23 protein-coding genes are annotated in these 24,249 nt (G+C 33.9%); 12 read left to right on the forward strand and 11 right to left on the reverse strand.

Translation table 11 applies throughout. From position 1 onward, the window contains the following. The first annotated feature begins 4 nt into the window (after window positions 1-4). The 4 genes from ribF to OPR35_RS05575 are packed head-to-tail and all read left to right on the forward strand — an operon-like array spanning window position 5 to window position 4,052. Entirely contained in the window at window positions 5-937 is a 933-nt protein-coding gene (gene ribF, locus OPR35_RS05560; protein ID WP_019236620.1) for a riboflavin biosynthesis protein RibF, read from the forward strand. Then, window positions 934-1,410: a signal peptidase II gene (gene lspA, locus OPR35_RS05565; RefSeq protein WP_007301940.1), complete on the forward strand. Its 477-nt coding sequence runs from the start codon at window positions 934-936 to the stop codon at window positions 1,408-1,410. Before ribF ends, lspA begins: the two co-directional genes overlap by 4 nt. Window positions 1,411-1,414: 4 nt before the next feature. Then, a complete protein-coding gene (locus OPR35_RS05570) occupies window positions 1,415-2,743 on the forward strand; it encodes a M16 family metallopeptidase (RefSeq protein ID WP_012481845.1) in 1,329 nt (442 codons plus the stop codon). Continuing rightward, window positions 2,730-4,052: a M16 family metallopeptidase gene (locus tag OPR35_RS05575; protein WP_213863774.1), complete on the forward strand. Its 1,323-nt coding sequence runs from the start codon at window positions 2,730-2,732 to the stop codon at window positions 4,050-4,052. Before OPR35_RS05570 ends, OPR35_RS05575 begins: the two co-directional genes overlap by 14 nt. Here OPR35_RS05575 and purN read toward each other — a convergent pair. Further along, window positions 4,046-4,612, reverse strand: a complete 567-nt coding sequence (gene purN, locus OPR35_RS05580; RefSeq protein WP_007301943.1) for a phosphoribosylglycinamide formyltransferase — start codon at window positions 4,610-4,612, stop codon at window positions 4,046-4,048. The two genes, OPR35_RS05575 and purN, sit on opposite strands and share 7 nt — an antisense overlap. Window positions 4,613-4,878: 266 nt before the next feature. On the opposite strand from purN, the gene OPR35_RS05585 reads away from it, so the two are divergent. Next, complete coding sequence (locus OPR35_RS05585; protein ID WP_007301944.1) at window positions 4,879-5,295, forward strand: hypothetical protein; 417 nt, start codon at window positions 4,879-4,881, stop codon at window positions 5,293-5,295. Here the strand turns inward: OPR35_RS05585 and OPR35_RS05590 are convergent. Beyond that, complete coding sequence (locus OPR35_RS05590) at window positions 5,288-5,809, reverse strand: Na+/H+ antiporter subunit E (RefSeq protein WP_006015458.1); 522 nt, start codon at window positions 5,807-5,809, stop codon at window positions 5,288-5,290. The genes OPR35_RS05585 and OPR35_RS05590 overlap by 8 nt on opposite strands. A gap of 103 nt (window positions 5,810-5,912) precedes the next feature. Between OPR35_RS05590 and OPR35_RS05595 the strand changes: the two genes are divergently transcribed. The 3 genes from OPR35_RS05595 to lgt all read left to right on the forward strand — a co-directional run bounded on the left by OPR35_RS05595 (window position 5,913) and on the right by lgt (window position 8,160). Continuing rightward, window positions 5,913-6,824: an ankyrin repeat domain-containing protein gene (locus OPR35_RS05595; protein WP_007301945.1), complete on the forward strand. Its 912-nt coding sequence runs from the start codon at window positions 5,913-5,915 to the stop codon at window positions 6,822-6,824. 88 nt (window positions 6,825-6,912) lie between these two features. Continuing rightward, window positions 6,913-7,362, forward strand: a complete 450-nt coding sequence (smpB, locus tag OPR35_RS05600) for an SsrA-binding protein SmpB (protein WP_007301946.1) — start codon at window positions 6,913-6,915, stop codon at window positions 7,360-7,362. 6 nt (window positions 7,363-7,368) lie between these two features. Next, on the forward strand, window positions 7,369-8,160 hold the full coding sequence (lgt, locus tag OPR35_RS05605; RefSeq protein WP_007301947.1) for a prolipoprotein diacylglyceryl transferase: 792 nt from the start codon (window positions 7,369-7,371) through the stop codon (window positions 8,158-8,160). A gap of 214 nt (window positions 8,161-8,374) precedes the next feature. Here lgt and OPR35_RS05610 read toward each other — a convergent pair whose 3' ends face one another. The 4 genes from OPR35_RS05610 to OPR35_RS05625 form a co-directional block, all read right to left on the reverse strand. Further along, on the reverse strand, window positions 8,375-8,917 hold the full coding sequence (locus OPR35_RS05610) for a hypothetical protein (protein WP_265024788.1): 543 nt from the start codon (window positions 8,915-8,917) through the stop codon (window positions 8,375-8,377). Window positions 8,918-9,001: 84 nt separating this feature from the next. Beyond that, window positions 9,002-9,529 (reverse strand): phospholipase D family nuclease, encoded by a 528-nt coding sequence (locus OPR35_RS05615; RefSeq protein ID WP_007301949.1) that lies wholly within the window; start codon window positions 9,527-9,529, stop codon window positions 9,002-9,004. Between the two features lie 40 nt (window positions 9,530-9,569). Beyond that, complete coding sequence (locus OPR35_RS05620; protein ID WP_052264652.1) at window positions 9,570-11,057, reverse strand: UbiD family decarboxylase; 1,488 nt, start codon at window positions 11,055-11,057, stop codon at window positions 9,570-9,572. 47 nt (window positions 11,058-11,104) lie between these two features. Beyond that, window positions 11,105-12,988 carry a DUF3857 domain-containing protein gene (locus OPR35_RS05625; RefSeq protein ID WP_007301951.1) on the reverse strand — a complete coding sequence of 628 codons (1,884 nt, stop codon included), beginning with the start codon at window positions 12,986-12,988 and terminating at the stop codon, window positions 11,105-11,107. A 339-nt stretch (window positions 12,989-13,327) separates the two neighbouring features. Here OPR35_RS05625 and OPR35_RS05630 point away from each other — a divergent pair, with 339 nt between their 5' ends. The 3 genes from OPR35_RS05630 to OPR35_RS05640 all read left to right on the forward strand — a co-directional run bounded on the left by OPR35_RS05630 (window position 13,328) and on the right by OPR35_RS05640 (window position 16,133). Further along, window positions 13,328-14,068 (forward strand): DsbA family protein, encoded by a 741-nt coding sequence (locus OPR35_RS05630; protein WP_149168950.1) that lies wholly within the window; start codon window positions 13,328-13,330, stop codon window positions 14,066-14,068. 191 nt (window positions 14,069-14,259) lie between these two features. Further along, complete coding sequence (locus tag OPR35_RS05635; RefSeq protein ID WP_265024789.1) at window positions 14,260-15,366, forward strand: OTU domain-containing protein; 1,107 nt, start codon at window positions 14,260-14,262, stop codon at window positions 15,364-15,366. 173 nt (window positions 15,367-15,539) lie between these two features. Further along, window positions 15,540-16,133 (forward strand): TIGR02217 family protein, encoded by a 594-nt coding sequence (locus tag OPR35_RS05640; RefSeq protein WP_019236629.1) that lies wholly within the window; start codon window positions 15,540-15,542, stop codon window positions 16,131-16,133. A 73-nt stretch (window positions 16,134-16,206) separates the two neighbouring features. Here OPR35_RS05640 and OPR35_RS05645 read toward each other — a convergent pair whose 3' ends face one another. Both OPR35_RS05645 and OPR35_RS05650 read right to left on the reverse strand, forming a co-directional pair. Next, on the reverse strand, window positions 16,207-16,980 hold the full coding sequence (locus OPR35_RS05645) for a hypothetical protein (RefSeq protein ID WP_052264649.1): 774 nt from the start codon (window positions 16,978-16,980) through the stop codon (window positions 16,207-16,209). Between the two features lie 203 nt (window positions 16,981-17,183). After that, window positions 17,184-19,853 carry a 2-oxoglutarate dehydrogenase E1 component gene (locus OPR35_RS05650; RefSeq protein WP_007301957.1) on the reverse strand — a complete coding sequence of 890 codons (2,670 nt, stop codon included), beginning with the start codon at window positions 19,851-19,853 and terminating at the stop codon, window positions 17,184-17,186. 392 nt (window positions 19,854-20,245) lie between these two features. Here OPR35_RS05650 and OPR35_RS05655 point away from each other — a divergent pair, with 392 nt between their 5' ends. Further along, window positions 20,246-21,613 carry a hypothetical protein gene (locus tag OPR35_RS05655; protein ID WP_007301958.1) on the forward strand — a complete coding sequence of 456 codons (1,368 nt, stop codon included), beginning with the start codon at window positions 20,246-20,248 and terminating at the stop codon, window positions 21,611-21,613. A 7-nt stretch (window positions 21,614-21,620) separates the two neighbouring features. Here the strand turns inward: OPR35_RS05655 and trpS are convergent, their stop codons facing one another. The 3 genes from trpS to OPR35_RS05670 form a co-directional block, all read right to left on the reverse strand. Then, entirely contained in the window at window positions 21,621-22,619 is a 999-nt protein-coding gene (gene trpS, locus OPR35_RS05660) for a tryptophan--tRNA ligase (RefSeq protein WP_019236630.1), read from the reverse strand. Between the two features lie 15 nt (window positions 22,620-22,634). Further along, on the reverse strand, window positions 22,635-23,195 hold the full coding sequence (locus tag OPR35_RS05665; protein WP_007301960.1) for a nucleotide exchange factor GrpE: 561 nt from the start codon (window positions 23,193-23,195) through the stop codon (window positions 22,635-22,637). Between the two features lie 62 nt (window positions 23,196-23,257). Then, on the reverse strand, window positions 23,258-24,244 hold the full coding sequence (locus OPR35_RS05670) for a polyprenyl synthetase family protein (protein WP_052264648.1): 987 nt from the start codon (window positions 24,242-24,244) through the stop codon (window positions 23,258-23,260). Between the last annotated feature and the right edge of the window lie 5 nt (window positions 24,245-24,249).

Genomic DNA, 24,249 nt, shown 5'->3' on the forward strand with positions numbered 1-24,249 from the left:
TTGTATGAAAATTATTTACAACTGTGAGCAAGGGATAAAAGATAATGTGGCACTAACTTTCGGAAATTTCGATGGCGTTCATTTAGGACATAAGTTTGCAATTTCCAATCTAAAGAAGGTAGCACAAGAAAGAGGATTACCCTCTGCAGTTTTAACTTTTGAGCCTCACCCATCAACTGTTTTATTTAGTAGGAACAATTTTAGGTTAATAGACCAAGAACAAAAAAAGGAACTAATCAGCAGCTATGGTATAGATTACTTGTATATTATTAATTTTAATAGAGGTTTTTCTGAGGTTAGCTGCGATGACTTCATTGGTAAGATTTTGGTAAAGAAGTATGGTGCTAAACATATAACTGTTGGAGAAAGTTGTACTTTTGGTCACAAACGATTGGGTAACATATTAACTCTAGAAAAATATTCTCAGATGTATGAATATTCTTTAACTAAATTAGAGCCATTGATAATCGATAGAAAAATTTGCTCTTCTTCCTCAATCAGAGAGTGTTTACAAAAAGGCGAAATAGAAATTGCTAATAAATTGCTTGGTAGGTCTTATCAAGTTTCTGGTATTGTAACAAAAGGTGCATGTAGAGGTAGAGAAATAGGGTTTCCAACCATAAACATTCCGATAGAAGATTACATGATAAAACCTAAGCTTGGTACATATTACGCCAAAGTTGCATTTTCTGAAAATAGTTCAAGTTGGCTATATGGAGTAGTCAACATTGGTATGAGACCTACATTTAAGGACTTAAAAAAACCTATAGTAGAAATGCATATATTTGACTTCAACGAAAATGTATACAATTTTAAGGTTGACATACAACTTTTAAAATTTATTAGGGCAGAAAAAAAATTCCATAGTATTAACGAGTTAACAAAACAGATAGACCGTGATATAATGAAGGCTTACCAGTTAAAGATAAACTTATGAAAAGGATATGTTTAGTTATTATATTGATTATAGTATCATTCGATCAAACAAGTAAATTGTATATAAACTCTTTGATTGATGAGGGGGAGTCAATCGAGATTACTAGTTTTATGAAATTAGTTGAAGTTTGGAATTCAGGAATTAGCTTTGGAATGTGTAGTACTCTGCCGCATGGCAGCTTCTTTTTTTCAGCATGTTCAATATTAATAATTGGTATACTTGCATACTTGATATATAAATCTAATGATAAGTCAATTTACCTTAGTTTTTCTCTGATGATTGGTGGAGCGATCGGAAATGTAATTGATAGAATCTATTGGGGAGCTGTATATGACTTCATATATTTTCATATCAATGATTGGTATTGGCCAGCCTTTAATTTAGCAGATCTATCTATAGTTTGTGGAATGTGTACATTGTTATATAAGTGGTATATATATGATAGGTCTATCTCTAAGCAAAATGAGGAATGAAATAATGCTTCGCAAATTCTTTAGTTTTTTTATACTATCTGTGTTTTTTTTCATTTGTCCGATTTCTTTGGAAGCTGAAATCATAAAGCATGCTAAGCTCAGTAACGGATTGGATGTTTATGTAGTACCTAATCACCGAATTCCAGCTGTTTTTCATGCAATAATATATAAAGTTGGGGGAATGGATGACCCAATTGGCAAAGCAGGATTGGCTCACTACTTTGAACACTTAATGTTTGAAACTACAGGAAAATTTAAAGACATAGAATCCACTTTGGGCAGCATTGGGGCCCAATTTAATGCTTTTACCACTAAAGAATACACCTGCTACTACGAATTAGTTCTCAAAAAAGATTTACCACTAGCAATGGAAATTGAAGCAGATAGAATGGGCAATTTTGATGTTACTCAAGACAAAATAGATAGAGAAAAAAATATCGTATTAGAAGAAAGAAAGATGAGATTTGATAATAATCCTGAAGCTTTACTATGGGAGGAAATGAACAGTGCATTTTATCGTAATGGTTATGGTAGGTCTGTTATTGGTTGGGAGAGCGATATTAAAACTTACAATCAAGATGACATAACAAGGTTTCATGATAACTATTATCATCCAGGTAATGCTATACTGCTCGTTGTTGGTGATGTAGAATTTGAAGAAGTAGTGGGATTAGCAAAGGAAAAATATGGTGCAATTAAAGCTGAGCCTGTAGTGAAGCATTATCCGAACCAAGATTCAATACATAATGCAGATATATCGGTAATTTTAGAAAGCACTGAAGTAAAAGAGCCAGTTTTATACTTTCGCTATAGTGTTCCTTTATTTGAGCAAATAAGTGAAACTTTTCCTGTTGATTTGGCAGTTGATGTTTTGGGGAATGGCAAGTCTAGTAAGCTATATAAAGATTTAGTTCTAGATAAGAATGTAGCAGTAGAAGTGTTTGCTTATTATAATAGCTTAGCTTTTAGTAATGGTTACATTGAGATTCGGGTAACTCCAAAAAGCGGGGTGAATTTGGATGCTGTTGCAAGAGAGTTAGAAAATTCTATTAATCACTTTAACTCTGAAGGAATAACAAGTGAAGAGTTGCAAAGTACAAAGTCTAAATACAAAGCAGCACAGCTTGATAATCTATCTGATTTAACTAATATAGCAATGTTTTATATACCACGTCTAGCACTAGGTATTCCACTTGATGAAATAGACATTTCATATAGCAAAATTAATGATGTCAATCTAGAGGATGTAAATAATAAAGTTCACGCTATCTTTTCTACTAATAAATTAGTTGGTCGTTTGCTACCAAAAGGAGGTAATAATGAAGATAAGTAAATATGTATTTCTATTTTTTTTCTGTCTAGGCTTTAATTTGCAAGCAAGCAGTCACTTAAATATAGAGGAGGTTACTACTAATAAAGGATTTAAGTTTTTATTTGTTGAAAACCATGATCTACCAAAAGTTTCACTTAATATATCATTCAAAGATGCAGGTTGTGTGTATGAAAGTGCAGAAAAGCAGGGGCTTGCTTGGTTTACTTCTCTTGTAATTCAAGAAGGAGCAGGAAAAAATGATGCCAAAGATTTTGCGAAAAAGCTTGAGGATAAAGGAATTAGTTTAAATTTTACTGCTGGTTTAGAAGCATTTAGGGTTTCATTAAACACTTTATCTGAGAATCTAGAGGATGCAATTTCACTACTGAGTGATGCTATAATGCGCCCTAAAGTTGATCCTGAGGGGTTAAATAGAGTATTCGAAAAAGCCAAAGTAAACTTTAATAATTTTGAAAAAGACCCTTATTTTATTGCTGCAAAAGAGTTAGATACATTGTTGTTCAAAAAACATCCTTACTCAAGAGATCCATATGGAACTCTAGACACTATAATGAACATTACTAGAGACGATGTTTTAACATACATAAAGCGTAGTTTTACTAAGGATAATATCGTTATTAGTATTGTTGGTTGTGCAACAAAAGAAGAAGTTAGTACGCTGCTCGATAAATATTTATCTAAGTTACCATCAAAAAGATCGAAAGTTAGGAAGGTATCTGTAAAAAATGAATTTGGGCCTGCAGAAAGTAAGAGCGTTTTTATGGATATACCACAGAGTGTAATACTTTTTGCTCAAAAAGGCATAGCATATGAAGACCCTAATTACTATAATGCTAGTGTTTTGATTAATGCGCTTGGTGGTATGAGTCTAAACTCAATACTGATGAAAGAGTTGAGACAAAATCTAGGTATTACTTATGGTGTTAGTGCACGTAATGTTCCTAATAAGCATGGAAATATTATATCTGGATTTATGAGTACTGATAGTTCCACTGCTAGCAAAGCTATATCAGCAGTAAAAGATACATTTAGCAGAATAAAAGAGGAAGGAATTGACGAACAATTATTCAAGGATGCAAAAACCAGTTTAGTAAATAACCTTATCTTCTCTTTTCTATCCAATAATGCGAATACAGCAACGTTACTGGATAGTATGCAGATAGATGATCGTGATATTAACCATATAAATAATTATGCAAATATCATTAATGATGTTCAATTGGAAAAAGTAAACAAGCTGGCAAGTTCTTTACTGAATCCTGAAAATTTATTTTTTGTTGAAGTTGGAAGAAACGCTCAAGGTCAATAGTTAATACCTTCTACTATTGATCTTACTGCTTTTACATAACACTTATGCTCTTCAGCTAGAATGCGCTCTGAGAGACTGTGAACATCATCATTTGGTAACACTGGAACAGTAGCTTGAGCGATTATGGCTCCAGCATCAATTTCAGGAGTAACATAATGCACAGTACATCCTGTAATTTTTACACCCGCTTTCAGAGCTTGCTCCTGAGCATTTAGGCCCTTAAATGACGGAAGTAAAGAGGGATGAATATTTATAACTTTGTTATGCCATTTATTCAGGAAATTGGCCTTTATAATTCTCATAAACCCTGCAAGGCAAATTAAATCAACCTTATGTTGAACAAGTATTTCATGAATTTTATCAGTATCAAGTGGCTTATCTTCAACAACAAACGCTGAAACTCCTGCTTGCTTTGCTATTTTAAGGCCTCCAGCTTCACTATTATTTGTGATAACACACACAGTTTCAGCAGGGAAATTCTGATCTTGACATGCTTCTATTAAAGCCTGCATGTTTGATCCTCTACCTGAAATTAGTATTCCGAGTTTTATCTTTTTCATTTTAGTGCAGCCGTAAGAATGGATATTAATAAAATAGCTCAAAAGGAAAGTTTATTTTAGAATAAATACTATTGTGTAGCAATATTTTACACTGCTGAATAACATGGAATTAAAGAAATCATTCAGTTTGAAGTAACTTTAACATTTCATTTTAGGAATATTATACAATTTATGGTAAATAAATGCATATTTTTATGGCTGCGTTATTATTTATTTAACAAAGTATTAGTATAATTTACTACACTGAATTAAATGGAGAAAATTCAATGAATAAATTACCAAGCAATGCAAAAACAAGCAAGTCTCAGGTTACTCAGTGGGAGGTAATAAAAAATTGTGAATATTCTGATAATTGTTTATCAAAAGTAGTAACTTTATACGTCATTAAAATGGCAGAATTATCAGATATTTATACGAGTAATGAACCTGAAATTAATACTATACTTACAAGAATAAGCATAACAAGTGAAAATGCATTTTTAAATAAGGTTGTTGATATTGAAATTATGGAGGGCATTTTTCCGTACAAATTCAACAGCAAGAAGAAAAATAACATATCAAGGCTAGAAGATTTGTACAATTATTTATGTTCTACTGTTATTGATAGCCTTCCAAAAGAAATGCTTGAAAGCCTAAGAAGAGAATACAGAGACGCTGTTAACTTATTTAAAGCAATTACTTAACTAGGTGTAACATTTTTAAGACTTTACCTTCTATTTCAGAAATGCCACTTTCAAGATCTTTATCTATCAAACATATGGTAGATAAATATGTTTTCTGCTTCTTTTCAACATTGATAGTTAAAGTTCCAGGAGTAATCGTAACCGAGTTAGCAAATAATGCAATGGTCTTATCATTATGTCCTATGCATTCTCTTACAATAACAATTGGCTCAACTGTAGATTTGAATCGTAGCACCTTTTTTGTTACATAAATACTTGAAAAAATAATTTGGTAAATTAGCCAAGGTATATAACTTATAAGCTGATAAAGTGACAGCCTACCACTATCATTTAGAATTTGACTAAGGGCACTTTCAGCATCAATTAACCTTTTAAAGATAATCAATGTGAACACAGAAGAAAATACTCCACAGAGAATAAAAAAAGGCTCAAAATAACCAGACAATGTAATCCATAGAGAAGACAAAATCACAAATGATAGAGAAAAAAACTTAATATTTTGCCTGACTTTCATGATTTGGAGTATAACTTAAATGATTTTTTAGAAAAATAAAAAGTTCTTGATTTTTGTGTCAAAGAACATAATAACCAAGTTATTTTAATAAGTAGTGGAGATTATGACGCTTGATGATTTTCTAAAAATGCTTGAAGAAATAAATGATACTTCAGGTTTAAGCAAGAACAACATAGTTGAACGAATAAAAATAAAATTAGAAAGAATTGATTTACGGAGGTGGGAAGATAGTGGATTTAATATCAATCATATATTCACTACACATAGTGATCTAGATCCTGTAGAAACTACATTGTTGCATTTTGCTGCTAAGAGTGGCTATGAGAACATAGTAATAGCTCTAATTGAATATGGAGCATATGTTGATGCATGGGACAGCGATGGATGCACTCCTTTACATTTTGCTGCTGAATGGAACCACAAAGGCATATTAGATATTTTAATTGAAAGTGGAGCAAATGTTAATGCGTGGGACAATGATGTATGTACACCTTTACATCTTGCTGCCGAAGGTGGGAATGAAAGTGTAGTAAGAGCTCTAATTGCATGTGGAGCAGATGTTAACGCGCAGAACAATGATGGACACACTCCTCTACATTTTGCTACTAAGAGTGGCTATGAGAACATAGTAATAGCTCTAATTGAACACGGAGCATACGTCGATGCGTGGGATAATTATAGAAGCACTCCCTTGCATTTTGCTGCTGAAAGTGATAATGAAAACATAGTAAGAACTCTGATTGAACATGGAGCATGTGTTAATGTGTGGGATAGTTGTGGACGCACTCCTTTGCATTTTGCTAGCGATCATGAAAGTATAAGAGATATTTTAATTGAAAGTGGGGCATATGTTAGTAAACAGAACAATAATAGATATGCTCCTTTACACTTTGCTATTGAATGGGGCTGCAAAGATGTGATAAGTTCTTTGTCAGGTAATGCTAGTCCTAGGGCTGAAATGGCAGTAGGAAGAGTGGAACAAATTACACTTGCAGGAAGATTGGAGCTTTTTTAACCAAACTTGCATTTACTGAGATAATTGTTTTGTTATGAATTAAACCAAAAGTTCTGTAATATATTGAAGCTTAAAGATATCTTTAGATATGGAAGTTATTGCAGAAAATAGAAAAGCAAGGTTTGAATACTTTATCTTAGAAGAATTTGAAGCAGGTATGATCCTCTTAAGTAGTGAAGTGAAATCACTAAGGGAAAGAAAAGCAAACATTTCTGATGCTTACGTTACTGAAAAAAAAGGTGAAATATGGCTAAACAATATGCATATCGCAGAGTATAAAGCTGCAAACCAAAAGAATCACAAGCCAAAAAGAGAACGAAAATTGCTTTTGCATAAAAAAGAGATAAATAAGCTAATTGGTCAAATCAAAACCTCTGGAATAACTGTTGTGCCACTTTCTATCTATTTTAATGATAAAGGGTTGGCAAAAACTAAAATTGCCATTGTGAAAGGAAAAAAACTCTATGATAAGAGAGCAACCATAAAGCAGAGAGAGTGGGAACGTGAGAAAAGTAGATTGTCTAAGAATAATTTGTAGTAAAATATGTCTTTAAGTCCAGTTATTTTTAGCATCGGTCCTGTTTCTATATATTGGTACTCTTTAGCATATGTTTTGGGTATAGTTTTTGCATATTGGTATTTACATAAGCTAGACAATCAAAAAATATTTACTAAGAATTTTTACGATTCGTTATTAACAGCCGTTATTATAGGCATTATCCTTGGAGGTAGGCTTGGGTACGTATTGATATATGATCCAGTTCTCTATATAAGCAATCCTATCGAAATACTAAAGACCTGGGAAGGAGGTATGTCATTTCATGGCGGTGCTATAGGAGTTTTGCTTGCAGTAATAATCTCCTGTAGAAGACATAACATTCCTATATTTTACACACTGGATCTAATTTCTTGTGGAGTTCCGATAGGTTTACTTCTAGGCCGCATAGGTAATTTTATAAATGGAGAGTTATTTGGCAGGGTTACAACTATGCCGTGGGGTATGGTATTTCCAGAAAGTGGTGATAATTTATTGCGCCATCCAAGCCAACTTTATGAGGCATTTTTTGAAGGAGCGCTACTTTTCGTAGTTGTAAATTCACTATTTTACTTGAACAAAATGAGATTGTATTATGGTGCAACAACTGGAGTTGCAGTTATGTTGTATGGAGTAGCACGTTTTATGGTTGAATTTTTCCGCGAGCCAGACTATCAAATTGGCTATTTATGGTTCAATTTAACTATGGGACAGTTGCTTTCTATACCTATGATTTTGTTGGGAATGCTTATATATTTAGGTGCGTTGAATTTTAGGTTTAATACAAAATCTATTCAATAGACAAGAGGTAAGTTGAATAAAAAAATATAGTAGAAGTTTATCTACTACATAGCATGTACAACTGTACGAACTTTTCGTGTTGCAGAGAATAAACGTGAGGGCACAAACCTTTTGTTGCATAGCTATGAAACAAACTTAGTAGCTACTGACCAAATTCATTATTAAGTAGATATTCATTTTTCAACAAAATCCCCTTGATTTAGAAGCTACTCTATTAAAACATATTTTTAAACTTTTGCCAAAACCCTGGTTTATTATCATTAACCTTTGTGAAGGCTATGTTTAAACTGTATCTTGGATCGTTTGGCACATCATATCTAATATTCAGTATTGAAACTTCGTTTTTATTATGAACAGAAACATCGTCATATGATAACTTTGTCGTGTAGCACTTTATATGCTTTTGCTTATCATATACTATATCACCTGATTCCCCTTCTAGTTCTACAAATTTAGTTTTTTTCTTACATTCTTTTATTTTTATTAGATCCTTGTCTAGTGATATTGAAACCGGTAGTGTATTACCAGCATACTCTTTAGCTAAAAGCTCACTTTGAGGATACATTTTTATTTCCCTTCCAAAATGTGAGTCTATAAAATTATTGCTCCAAAATTTGTCTCCAGAATGTACATATTTGTCAGTAGCATACGGTACACCACCATAATTGCATTGAACTTTGTAATCTCCAACACCATTATTTTGAAAAAAATCATGAATGGCAGCGTAACTATCAGCAGCATCATTTATGTAATCCATTACCTACCCCTTAAAACCTTTTAATTTATTATATCACAAGAAATTAAATCTATCAATAAAAAGACTTTTTTTGATATCAAGTATCTAGGGAGCATATTGATAGGATTGTGACATTCGTATTTCCCAGTTCTTCACATACTGCTGGACTAATTCAGGATAATTTTCAATAATTAATAAATTTTCAGCGTTTCCCTTTTCAGCTGTCTTACTGAGGTTAAACGATCCTGTGATGACTTTTTGATTATCAACAATTATTACCTTATTATGAGCAATTTTTGGCTTATTATCGATCCAAATCGGTATTCCATTTGAAAACAATTCGCTTATGACACTATATTTTGAATGGAGTTGTGATTTATCTAAGACGACTTTAACATCAACACCACGCTCTTTGGCGTTAATCAAAGATTTTGCAACTGTTCCAAGAGTAAATGTATATTCTTGAACTAAGATAGATTCTTTAGATTGGTCTATCTCGCTGATTATCGGTACAGCACAGTCTTCTTCAGGTGAGAAGCAAACTGTTGCTTTTGGGCAAGGCGAGAATGTAGGACCCACATAGTAATACAGAGAAAAACATGCCGACAAAAATAAAAGATATAAAAGCCTCACAAACCACACCTAAATACACGGCGGTAGTCTACATCATAGTTTAATCATCTGTCAACCCATATTCCTTCCACTTCTCTGTAACTTTCTTTATTATTTCCTCGCTCATTTCAATTTTTCTTCCCCATTCTCGTTTGGTTTCAGGTGGAAGTTTGTTTGTTGCATCAAACCCTATTTTACCTCCGAGACCACTTTCAGGGGAAGCAAAATCTAAATAATCAATTGGGGCATTCTCTATCGTAATTGTATCACGCACAGGGTCCATTCTTGTTGACATTGCCCACATCACCTCTTTCCAATCACGTATATTTATATCATAATCAACAACTATAATAAATTTCGTGTATAAGAACTGTTTGAGAAAAGATAGTGTGCCCATAACAATTCTTTTTGCATGCCCTGGATAAGCCTTTTTTATCGACACTACCGCTATTCTATATGAACAACCTTCTGGGGGCAGATAAAAATCTACTATTTCCGGAAACTGATTGATAAGAATCGGCACAAAGATTTCGTTGAGTGCTTCACCAAGAATTGATGGTTCATCAGGTGGTTTGCCAGTAAAAGTGCTGAGATAAATTGGATCTTTGCGCATTGTAATTGCAGTGATGTTAAACTCAGGAAACTGTTCAACAGCATTATAGTAACCGGTATGGTCTCCATATGGCCCTTCATCTTGGTAATTATCCAAACTTACATATCCTTCCAAAACAATTTCTGCATGAGCTGGAACCTGAAGAGGAATAGTTTTACAATTTACAAGCTCAAGTGGTTTTTTTCGCAGCAGCCCGGCAAATTGGTATTCTGATAAAGTCTCCGGCACCGGAGTTACCGCAGCAATAATTGTTGCAGGATCGCTACCAATCACAGCAGCCGCAGGAAACTTCATATTTTGTCCCCTCTCCTTCCACCGTTTATGGTGACCTGCACCACCACGATGTGCAAGCCAGCGCATGAGAGTCGTTTTTTTATTCACAACCTGCATACGATATATTCCAAGATTGAAATTATCTTGCTTGTCTGCTGTTGGTCCTTTTGTTACCACAAGTGGCCAAGTGATAAGCGGTGCAGGCTCGTTTGGCCAGCATGTCTGAATAGGTAGCAAACTAAGATCCACCTCATCCCCAGTTAGCACCACCTCTTGACATGGGGCTTTGCTCACAACTTTGCTCCGCATCGACAATACAACTTTTAGTAGAGGAAACATTTTCACAGCATCTTTGAAGGTTTTTGGTGGCTCAGGTGATCGCAAAAATGCTAGAAGTTTACCCAGATCCCTTAATTCATCAGAATTTATACCAAGTCCGAATGCAATTCTCTCAATAGTACCAAATAAATTCACTAAAACGGGAATTGAATTTTTGCCATTTTCTGTGACAACATTTTCAAAGATGATAGCTGGTCCCTTGTTTGACAAAACCCTACGATGAATTTCTGTCATTTCAAGAATAGTTGAAACTTCTTTTTTAATTCTAATTAGATCTTTTTTTTCTTCTAATGCTCTGATGAAGTCGCGTAAGTTATTGTACATATTTTAAAAATTTTAAGCCTTTTAAGAAGTGCTTTTCCCAGCACAACTCATTCACTTATTATTATAGAGGCTCTAGAAAAATTATTCTCCAATTCGCTTTTTAAGTTTTTATATTCAGCAGTCTTTAATTCTTCATTGGTAATAAAGCTTTTCTTTATGGTTATTAAATTGCTAAATTCGGTTCCATCATTTTGATATTTACAGAACCTATTTACATATAACCAAGGAGAATTTATTTCAAAATTCAAATTTTCACAATTTTTAATTTTGATATCTTTTATTATCATATGGCTTTCCTTAGTTTTAGGAACACCAATAAAAAGATCTGACACTTGGTCAGAAGCTGTATTGACAACATCATTAAGCCAATTATCTCCTAAATTCAAAGCAGGTCCTAGATTTGTCTTAAAAATCTTATTTTTTTGCTGAAACTCATATTTGATTGTAAGATCTTCTACATTACGTAAAGTAAGGTCAGGCAATTCTAAGAACTTCTTTTCTTCTTCATCAAGATATACTCCACTAATCATACGAAAAACAGAATCCCTTAATTGCTCATTTGAATAATACAATCCAACCCCTGTTAAGCCTAAGGCTGCTTCCCCTTGCACGGTAAGCTGGCCATATTCATTTACAACATTATCTTCTATAGTTAATTCACTATGGGATATCACTTTTGAATTTTCACCTTGTACAGCAGGAATCTTTATGTAATCTGCTTCCTCAGAATCGAGTACTAGAGCGTTCCTATCAGCAATGTCTGGAAAAATACCCTGTGCCATACTGACGGTATTAGTTGGATCGATCCAATATATTTTTCCATCTCTATTTGTTACTTTGAGCATCACATGATTAAAATTACCCATATTAGGTAATGCTTCAGGATTAGAAGTGCTAGTAGTTCCTCTCATAACTAAAATAGGTTGAACTTTATAACCAAGTTTTTGCAGAATAGCAGCCGTGCTAGCAGAAAAGTCTTTGCAATCCCCGACTTGAGAATCAGCAATTTTCTCCAAATCTCTCGGAAAAAATTTTCCTGACACTGTACGCCAGTCTCCCATGTACTGAACTTTTTCATTCAATAAAGAAGTGACTGCATTAATTTTCTCCTCATCGGTACTCTCATTGTCAGCAAATTCTGCTATAGCTTCAAAAGTTGCAGGAAGCGGCTGATTGATAACGCTATGATATCCAGGAGCTAATTTTTTAGCTAAATCCTCCCATTCAGATAAGCTTGAAAGTGATACCCAAGTGTTGTGTTTTATGTTCAATATTCCATTATGTGGTTCATTTGTTGTGTTTTCATAAACTGCTTTCTTTAAAGCAATGCTTATAGAGTGTATATCATCATTTTTTTCCTCAGCGATTTCTAATACTTCTCTTGGATCATTAACTTTAATCTCCAGGGGTAATTCAGAATTGATTTTAGTATTTTCTGCTTGTAAATAATCCCCATGATAAGAAAAGCTCAAGCCATAAAAGTTATCAACAGGAACCTTTTTGTTAACTTGTTTATACCTTAAATATACTTCTGTACCAATTTCTATTTTAGGAAACGATATAGTTACTTGCCTTAGCTGATCGAAGCCTTTACTAGGACTAGCTAGCGGTTTATCCTCTATCATGTCTTCAGTGACTATATATTCCTCTCCGTTATAAGCTGTTTTAGCTTCTAAAACAGTCAAATCTGCACTATCATCATTGTAGATTAAACTATACAGAGAAAATCTATCACGCCCAGACTCCTTGAGTATTTTTGCTTGTAGTTCTACTTCCGTTTCGTAGGTACCATCTCTATTAACATTAATGTTAACATTAGAAAACTTAACCTCGACAGAAGCATCTTCGTACTTACTCCACCTTGCTTCAGCTGTCGAAGCTACAAAAAATGCTAACATTGCTAAGTTAAAGACAGCTTTTAAAAACCTCATTTTTTACTTACATTTATTGAAAAATCATTCTATTATATCCGAACAACACTATCGGAAATGTAAGACTTAGTGTGTTCATATTACTTAGCGACGCGCTTACCGATATTATATGCAGCGATTACAAGATAATCAACTTTTTTGCTTACAATTTGCTAGAAATAGCGGTAAAGACTATCTAAATCTTTATAAATGCCTTACTTTGCAAAATTTTTCATCACCAAATCTTATGATGAACTTTACAAAAATATCTTAAATTTCATTTTATAAAGTTTGCATTTCTTGATAAAAATGTTTTAACATTAAGCATTTCTTTAATATTTGTATTCTTTAAGTAAGTATATGTCTAAGATACCATTTTTATTGATTTTTATACTTGCAGTAGCAAGTTTACCAGTAATAAACAATTGGCTTTCACACCGCAGTCAGAACTTAAATGATGATTATATAGGTGAGAGATTGGATAATTACATCAGTAAAAATTTTGATAGAGTTCTAAAAGCTCTCCAGGAAGAGTCAGCTAAAAATAGTTATGCTAATGCAACCAAAAATAAAATTTCTCAGCATAAAAATGAAATATTCGACTCTACTTATCCTTACTCAGGAAATGAAAATAGCAATATCATAGCTGTAGGTTTTTTTGACTATTCTTGTGGATATTGCAAAGCTATAAAGAACGATGTAAAACAATTGATCAATGATGGCAAAGTTAAGTATATCTTTAGGGATGCTCCAATACTTGGTAACAATTCTTTAAAGGCAGCAAAAGGTGCTTTAGCAACTTATTTTATCGATAAAGAAAAGTACTTAGATTTTCACTATGCTGCACTAGATCACAGAGGAGAATTTTCAGACGAAACTATATTAGATATAGTAAAAAATATAGGGATCAACGAGAACGATTTTAATAACTCTATGAAAAATAATGCAGACAAAATTGAGCAAATGATAAACAACAGCAAACTTTTAGTAAGGGATCTAGGAGTAGGCGGTACACCTTTTTTGATAATTGGAGATAGTCTTTTTGTAGGAGCAACTGATTTAAATGTGCTACGCAAAAAAGTGGATGAGTTAAAAGATTAATAAATTCCCTGCTTGACAGCATAAGAGAGTTTAAGTATAGTTAAGATATACTAAGTAACAATATGTATAGGCTACATATTAGTTCAAGAAAAGTAGGTGATGTTTGCTTGCAACACAGCACGACCTTAAGTAATTAGCCTTCCTAGGCTGATTAATCTATTAAAATACAATCATTATTTTGGAGTTATAACATGAGAGATTCTAACTATGTAAGAGAGCCAATTGCTCTTTTTCAACAAATCAAAGAAAATAAAAAATCAAGTGATTTATTGCATAATCTAAAGAGCGCTCATCCTGAAAAGCTAAAAATAGGAGCTGCTATAAAGACAGGGGATTGCTTTTTTGACTCTGTGGCTCAAGGATTGAATGAATTAAACATAAAACCTGATTATCGTTTTACTGCAAAATCATTAAGAAAAGACTGCGCAGATTATGCTAGAGCAAACAAAAAGCCAGATCAGTGGGTTTATAAAGCGGTAATAAGAGATGCCGGAGAGTATTTCGTACCTCAAAAAGATCCGGATGGAGAAGTAATAAGCGAAAATGGACTTAATAAGCAAGACAAGGCGAAGTCTTTTTTCAAATATTTAGAGTATATTACTAATACACATACAGCTGACGCACCTATATGGGGTCGTCCAAACATTGAAGGTAGAATGATATGCGACAAGTACAAAGTGGAACTTTATATTTATTCAATAGAGGAAGATAGTCAAAAAGTTACGGTAACTAAAATTACAGCACATGATGATGATCCAGAAGTTTTTATACAAGATATAAATCTCAATCAACTAGAGATAGATAGTAGCAAAAAAACTGTAGGAGTAGTGAATTACATGAGGCATTTTGTGCCACTTCTTAGCAAAATCCCTTCTGATATAACAGAAAATCAATCAGTTTCTAATGAAGAAATCTTTGGTGAGGTTACAGAAGCTTCTGCTTCTGATCAATCAGAGCAAGAAGAACAATATAATATCAGAACTAGCAAATCAGCAATTGTGCAAGATCATGAAACACAAAAAGAGAGAATTAATACCAGCGCTAGTGAGCCAATTCATACAGATACAGTAATTACTATTTCTCATCAACAAGGGCAAGAAACACAACAAGAGGAAATAGAAAAGAAATTAATCAATAGTTACAGAAGAGAAGCTATTTATAGCATAGCTGCTGTAATAACAGCTATAGCATTCACAGCATCTGCTATAGCTGCTGTTTTTACTCAACCAATGCCTTTAGCATGTTTTGCTGGAGTGGCTTTAGTTGTTGCATGTATTTGTGCATATCAGTTAACGTAGAGTCATCAAGACATTAACGAACTGAAAGGTAAGGTAGGAGAAAACAACACCTTTACTTTTTTAGAAGAAACGGGATTTAAAATTTATAGCCTGATTGATAAAGCAGCTTCAAAAATTTAAGATCTTTCCTACTTCATCTATATCAACTCAATTTTATTTTTACAGGAGGGCATATGTCATTTACAGAAATTAGATTTCCAGAAAATATATCTTATGGCTCTACTGGAGGACCTGAATTTTCCACTGACGTTGTAACAACTCATAATGGTTGTGAGCAGCGCAATATCAATTGGTCTCGTGCACGTGCCAGGTATAACATAGCTTATGGAGTTAGGTCAAACGAGCAGCTAACAGAACTCATAACATTTTTTCAGGCACGAAAAGGTAAAGCAATAGGATTTCGTTTTAAGGATTGGTCAGACTTTACAGTTATCAATCAAGAAATTGGCATAGGAGACGATAAAAAAACGATCTTTCAACTGATGAAAACTTACATAAGTGGAAAAGACAAGCATATACGAACTATTAAAAAGCCAGTGCATGATACAATAAAAATTTACCTAGATGGTGAAAAGACAGAAAAATATTCAGTGAATTATTCAACTGGAGAAATAGCATTTATGAAACCACCAGCAAAAGGCACAATAATCACCGCAAGCTTCGAATTTGATGTACCAGTACGATTTGATACAGATTACCTAAACGCTTCTATTGATAACTATGGCAGCAATAGCTGGAACAATATTCCCTTGGTGGAAGTGAAATAAAGTTAAAGTATGCTCCATAAAAGTTAAGCGATACTGAGGCTCATATTTAAATGAGCCTTGCACATTTTAAAGTCTATCGCCCATTACAATGTTCCACACTCGAAATTTGAGGAAATTCTAATGTAGTGTTTTCTCTTTCTTGTAAAATAGAAAGTTTTAATAATTCTTTTAGAACTAACTTTACAAGTGTTGTACCATTTTCCTTAAAGAGGTAGTCCATCCTATTGGTTTTCTGTATGTGATTGACAAAATTTCTAGCTTCCTCATTAAAAGCCTCGATTGTGTTGATACAAGATAATACTAAATTCGAGCTATTTATTGCTAAAATTCCATTTACGAAAATATCTAATTTTGTTTTATCTTCAGTCAAATCTTCAGCTAACCTATTTCTAATATCATCATTCTCAAACAAAATGTACTCTAGGTACGAAGCAGACTCAATAAGTATAAAGTCTTCTAAAGGTACTGATTCTAAACATTCGTCAATATAAGTAAGTATTCCAAACTCAGTAATACACCCTTCTTTTCTCACAACATAGCACTTAGGAAGACCACGATACATTGATAGCAAAGAAAAAAGACGTATTATACTTGTACCTCTATCTTTCATTTCCTCGAGAAGCTTTCTATCATTTATTAGTTTGTGCAAAATGTAATCCGTAGCAGAACCTGGTTTACGAAAACGAAACATATTATTTTCTGCAAAAATAGCCTCAGCTAATTCGATAGACTTTTTATCCTCATCTATAAAAGCCTTTTTGTCTCTATTTAACCGTATGATTTTAGCCTTGCTATCGCTGCGTAGTCTAGTTTGCCCTATTAGCCTCTCAAATATTTCTGTCTTCATATATATCTTAATATAGTTAATATTAATATTAACTATATTAACTATATTAACTATATTAAGAAAAATAAATGAAAATGTTAATAAATATTATACTTTTATAAAAAAATAAAAGTCTTTTTATATTTGTATAAGTATATAAAAGGTTTGATTGTTGTAAGTTATCTAAGTGCTAGAGTCTAATTAATAAGTCTGCTTGAAGCCGCTCAGTGTTTGTACAGTTGTACCTGCGCAACTTGCTTCAAAATTTCTGCTTGTTGCTGAGCATGGATATTAGCATAACCACATGCAGGAGATGCAGCAGCAGGTCTTGCAATGCACTTAGGTCTTTTTGCTTGAGCATTGAGGCCAGACAATACCTCTTCTATCAATGGGTTGACAAAGAACCATCCTCCCATATTTTTTGGTTCCTCTTGACACCATATAATTTCAGCGTTCTTATATTTTTCGAGTTCATTGTTTAGTTTATCGGCCGGGAATGGATAAAATTGTTCTAAACGCACTACTGCTATATCGTTTATTTTTTGTGCTTCAAGCATTTCAATTATGTCGTAATAAACTTTACCACTACATATTACAACTTTACGTATTTTATCACTTGCAACTAAACCTGTTCTACACTCTGGAATTACCGTAAGAAATTTTCCTTCAAAGTCAGAAAGGTTAGAAACTGCGCTTTTATGACGCAATAGTGATTTAGGTGTAAACACCACTAAAGGCTTACGAAAATCTCGATTAATTTGTCGGCGTAAAGCATGAAAATAATTCGCAGGAGTAGAGCAATTAACCACCTGCATATTATCCTCTGCACAGAGCTGCAAAAACCTCTCTATACGAGCAGAACTATGCTCAGGCCCCTGCCCTTCATAACCATGAGGCAAAAGTAGAACTAGACCACTTGACCGCAACCACTTTGTTTCTGCAGATGAGATAAATTGGTCGATCATAATTTGCGCGCCATTTGCAAAATCACCAAACTGCCCTTCCCAGAGCACAAGTGAATAAGGAGAATCAAGGCTATATCCATATTCAAAACCCATCACAGCATACTCAGATAGTGCGCTATCTATAACTTCAAAGCGAGCTTGCTTCTCACTTATGTTGTTCAGTGGAATAAACGTTTCTTCTGTTACTTGATCAACAAGTCTTGAATGACGGTGCGAGAAGGTACCGCGACCAGAATCTTGTCCTGACAAGCGCACTCCTATTCCTTCTTTAAGCAATGACGCGAATGCAAGACTTTCACCAGTTGCCCAGTCTATGTTGCTACCGGAATTTATACTGTCTATTCTGCCATCAAGTATTCTTCTGACTTTATTATTGAGATTAAAACTACTTGGAATATTGCTATTTATGTGTACACCCAATTTTTTTAGCTCATCTGGTGAAACACCAGAGTCCGTATAATATTCACTCAAATCGTTCAACTTTGCTCTCCTGAGTTTTAACCACACTCCATCAAACCAGTCAGCTTTCTTCGGAGTATAAGTCGTTGACTCAGTAAGGCTTTTATCCAATCTTGTTCTAAATTCGCTGCGTAATTTACTTACTTCATCGCTACCTAGCACTTTCTCTGCAGTCAGCTTCTCTTCGTACAGCGTGCCTGGAGTTTTATGCTTTGATATTGCTTTATACATAAGTGGCTGAGTAAAATTTGGCTCATCGCCTTCATTATGGCCATATTTGCGGTAGCATATTATGTCAATCACCACATCCTTTTTAAATTTCTGCACATACTCCATTGCCAAATTCGCAACAAAACTCACAGCTTCTGGATTATCTCCATTAACATGAAATATTGGAGCTTCTATTGATTTTGCTACATCAGTGCAATAAAAAGATGAGCGTGCACAATTAGGATTTGCAGTAAAACCAACTTGGTTATTAATGACAATATGCACGATACCACCAACTTTATAACCTTCAATGTTGCTCAAAGTCAGGGTTTCAGCAACCACTCCCTGCCCGATAAAAGCTGCATCACCATGAATTGATATGCCAAGCACAGATCTCGTATTTTGTTTTGCTCTTACTCTTCCAGCTAGAACCGGATTTACCGCCTCAAGGTGAGATGGGTTAGGACATAAACTTAAGTGTATTTTTTTACCACCAGCAAGTGCTCGATCAGAAGAGTAACCAAGGTGATATTTGACATCACCAGACACCTCAAGACCACTTGGATATGCAAGGTTGCCTTGAAATTCAGACAGCATTGCCGCATAATCTTTTCCCATCACTTTGGTTAGAACATTGAGCCGTCCTCGGTGGGCCATACCAAGAACTATTTCTTCAATACCAAAAGCTGCAGAATCACTAATAACTCTTTCAATTGCAACAATGGCTGACTCCCCACCTTCGATAGAAAAACGCTTATATCCAGGAAATTTCATATGGAGAAATTGCTCGAACATCTCAGATTCAATCAAGTGCCTTAGTATTTCTTTTTTATCCTGAGGGCTTAGCGTATAGACCTGATTTTCAATTTTCTCCTGCAGCCAAACTCTTTCCTCATAAGAGGAAATATGCATAAATTCAAAACCGATATTCTTGCAGTAAATATCTCTGTAGATTCTAGTGTCACTTGTAGGAGAAAGATTCAAGTATTTTTGATAATCTATTTCCTTATTTACATGCGGTGATAATGGATTTAAGTCTGCAAAAAAGTGACCATAAAATCTGAAAAAATTTGCTAAATCATCAACATCTACCTTAGCTTCATTCTGTGCCCTGCAGGGTTCTGCTTTATTAACTTCTAAATTGCTCGAAAAAATTCTGTGCCAATCTTCTCCAATTGATTTATCGCCTTGCAAGTAACGGCTATAAATTTCTTCCACAAATTCGACATTATCGCCATAAAGGCAGCTTAAATTCGACATAATCACTACAAAAGATATCAAATACTTATAAGTATAACTTAAGTTTTTTAAAAAAGAACTCCTTTAGTTTCTAATTATTAAGTTATACAAACACTGTAATCCGAGTTTTCCAGAAAGGGTGTCATTCTAGACTGACATCTAATCTTTCCATAAATGCTGTATTTCAACATAAAACAACTATACTCATCAACTTGTGCCCAATCATAATTCCTAGATTCCAGTGTTAGCTACTTGTTTTTTGGATTTCTATACTATTGCTGATTGAAGATTATTGAAATTTTTTGCACATTAAGGAACGCAAGCGTTTATGAGTCAGAGGATAAGTCATATAACATTTACTCGGTCTTAATACTTTGAATTTATATTTAAGTAAACGATAAACAGTAATTGGTATGAGTGATCTATTTAAAAGTGACAATTATGATAAAAATCTCAATTCTTTGATAAGAGTCATAAAGCTGAAGGATACAAAAAAAATTAATGAACAATATGATGAAACACTGAAAGATTTATCTCAAGCTCTGAAGAATTTTACAAACAACGCAAAAGATGTAGCCAAATTTGTTATATATAGCGACTTGAATAATTATGTAGAACCTTTGAGCACAAAGCCACTCGGTTTTATTGGAACATTAAAAGGGATATTAGATAGAGTCTTGGGAAAAGATATTCCAACTAATGATAATGACATAAAAAATTTTGTTGGTGATGAATTATCAGGTTTCACTATAGAAAAAGCAGCCGAATACACAAATATTTTAAGTACAATTAATCTATTCAAGAAAGGACTTAAAGAAATTTTAGATTCGAAACAGAGTGGAAAAGGCAATAAAGAACATAAATCATACGAAGTAAGCACGGAAAATAAAACGACATCAAAGCAGAAGGAAGATACTCCTAAGCTGCAAAAAGGAAAACAGCCGGCAGGAAAATCAGGTATGAAGAAAATAAAACGGCCAACAACGGCACCTCCGCCACCTCCTACTGCCTCAAAAAAGGTACACTTTAAACCAGAAATAGAGAATGTATCTCCTGAAGATTCAGGCTATGAAAGTTCATTAAGTGAAGAGTCTGGAAATGAGGAAATATCAAATTATCAAGAGAAAAGTAGTAAATCTTCAACAAAAGATTCGGAAGACTCAAAGTTAGCTAAAAAGGAGCCAACTCACAAAACGAAACCTAAGAAAAATGCAGGAACAAGAAGAGGATATAAAAAGAGACAGGCTCCAGAGCCACCAGCGCTAAACGCTACCAATCAAGAAATTAAGCAAGAAACTAAAGAAGATAAATCTGAAATACTGTCAAATCCTAAAAGGCTAGATATTGTTGATCAACAAGTGAGCACGAAACCAATAATAGTAGAAGTGACTTCGCAAAAATCAGCTGAAAGTAAACCAATCCTGAAAAAATCTGCTGATAAAGCATCATCAGAAGTAAAAGCGGTTATTATAAAAGAAAAAGTAAATAGCAAGAAGGACGGTAGAGTAAAGTCAATAGTAGGAAAGTTTGAGCAAAATCAAGTTGCTAAGAGCAAAGCCACCCCTGCAACACAAGCAGATATCGGTATGAAGAAAGATCCTGCACCATCGCAAGAAACTGCCTCCCAATCTCACTCATTTCCGGTAGGAAATAAAAGATCTAAAATGAACCCCATAACAGCAAAGTCCGATTCTAAACTTCCGGTTAGTAAAAAACCTCTTCTCACTCATGTTAGTGTAAAGAAAATAGCTGCACGATTTGAAAGCCATGGGAAGAAATAGTTGTAACCTATTGAACAAACCCTATAATATCCTTGATCTTTTTTATATTGTTATTTGCAATCTCTGCTGCTTTTTCTGTACCTTCTTTTAATATTTTATGTAAATGGAGCTGATCCCTCAAAAGACCGTTCAACTTCTCACGTATGGGTGATATAACACTGATGATTAAGTCAGCTAACTCTTTTTTAAAGTGTTTCATATCATGTTTATTCACTTCTTCACACACTTTTTCCACATTTAAATCACTAAGCACTGAATAAATGTTTACCAAATTGTTTACTTCTGGACGGCACTTTAAAGTAGCAAAATCAAAGCCTAGAATTGAATCTGTTTTTGCTTTTTCTATTTTCTTGACAATCAAGTCATCTGTATCGTCAAGGTTAATGCATGAGTATTCTGAAGAATCAGATTTGCTCATCTTGCTTGCTCCATCTCTTAAGCTCATTATTCTTGATGTGCAATCCAAAGTTAAGATTTCAGGTATGATGAAATGACTACATTTATAATGATTGTTAAAAGCTGATGCAATATCACGTGCAAGTTCTAAATGCTGTTTTTGATCATCGCCAACAGGAACATATTTAGTTTGATACAGCAATATATCCGCAGCCATAAGTACTGGGTAGCTATATAACCCAAGAGAAGCTTTTTGTCTATCGCTTCCAGCCTTATCTTTAAATTGAGTCATACGATTAAGCCAACCAATTGGTGTATAGCACCCTAGCAGCCAGCCCAATTCTGCATGACCACTAACTGCGGATTGATTGAAAATAATCGACTTTTCCGGATCTATTCCACATGCAATATAAGTTGCTGCTGCTTTAAAAATATTATTTTTTAATTCATTTGCGGGAAGCTTATTTGCTGTGATTGCATGCAGATCAACAACACAAAAAAGAGATTTATATTTATCCTGCAAGCCTATCCACTGCTTAATTGCACCAAGATAATTGCCCAAGTGTAATACTCCACTTGGCTGAATACCTGAGAAGACAACTTCTTCCATACCTTGAGTGTTTTATTAGTTACTTTCGCAATCAGCAGATTTTTTAGAAAGAATAACCATTGCAGGACGAAGCAACCTATTTTTAATGGTATAACCAGTTTGTAGTACTTCTACAATAGTGCCAGGCTCTTTTTCATTATCTTCTCTTTCCACAACAGCTTGATGTAAATTGCTGTCAAAAGAGTTACCTATTGGATCTATTTCTTCTATTCCATGTTTTTTTAGATCACTCACAATCTTTTGGTGCGCCACTTTTATTCCTTCATGAATAGGATCACCATCTTTCAAGTTTTCCATTGCTTTTTTTAAATTGTCACAAGAGTCGATCATATCACGTGCAAATTTTGTGACTGCATAATCACTTGCATCACTAATTTGCTTTTGCATTATACGTTTAACGTTTTCATTATCCGCAACAGCGCGACGTAAATGATCTTCAAGCTGAACTGCACGTTCTTTTAATATATTAAGCTCTTCACTTAAATCACCTGTTTGCTGATCTTCTTGATCATCCCCTTTTCGTTTACTGACCATATCTGCAAATTTCTTTTTTTTCTCTTTATTACTATCTGACATATCATTCACCCTTACAAACTTAATAAATATATAACAATCAATCTAAAAATATCAAGCGTTAGCTATCCTTGTCTTTCTATGCTTGCATTTAAAAAGTCAATCAAAGCAGTTTTATAAAGAGAATCAGAAAAAGTATCAATATTACTTTGCGCCATATTAATATAGTGTTTAGCTTCTTCCATAGAAACATGAATGGCATTATGATGATTAATATATTGTAATGCTTGGTCAAAATTGTGTCTAGCTGAAGAAAAAGATTTCTCCCAGAATTTTTGTTCTGATGAGCTGCCTTTTTCATATGCTATAATAGAAGGTAAAGTGACTTTACCTTCAAAGAAATCTTTTCCAAGTTGCTTTCCTAAAGTGCATTGATTAGCAGTATAATCTAGCACGTCATCAATTATTTGGAATGCCATGCCAAAATTAAACCCGAAATTCCTTAGCCTCTCTGTTTCGTCACTTGTGGCTCCAGATACTACTGATGCAGCCTCGGAGCATGCAGAAAATAAAGATGCTGTCTTTTCTCCAATGATATTAAAATAATTTTTCCTAATTGTGTTAGGGTCAAAACGCGTTGTCATCTGCTTTATCTCACCCTTGACAAGCAAATTAGATGCCTTAGATAAAATAGAGAGAACACTTAAATTCCCACATTCTATAAGCCATCTAAATGCTAAGGTCAATAATAGATCACCAACTAAAATGCTTGATTTATTCCCCCAAATTTTATTTGCTGTTGCAACTCCATGGCGTGCCTTACTTTCATCAAGCACATCATCATGAAGTAAAGTAGCGTTGTGTATAAATTCTACCGATGCAGCAATGTTGACCCTACTCTCTCCAGAGTAATTCAGCATTTTACATATAATAAAAATGAGCTTAGGCCTTATCTTTTTTCCTCCTGAATTAATAAGATGAGATGTAATATCGGTAGCAAGCTTAGTACCTTCATCATTGACATTTTTGAAGATAAAGTCATTCATAGCCAATAAATCAGAAGATACAATATCATCTAATTTACTACTTTTTGTTAAATCAGTGTTTAGCATTTAAG

The sequence above is a fragment of the Wolbachia endosymbiont (group B) of Protocalliphora azurea genome, from assembly GCF_947251865.1.
Classification (GTDB): domain Bacteria; phylum Pseudomonadota; class Alphaproteobacteria; order Rickettsiales; family Anaplasmataceae; genus Wolbachia.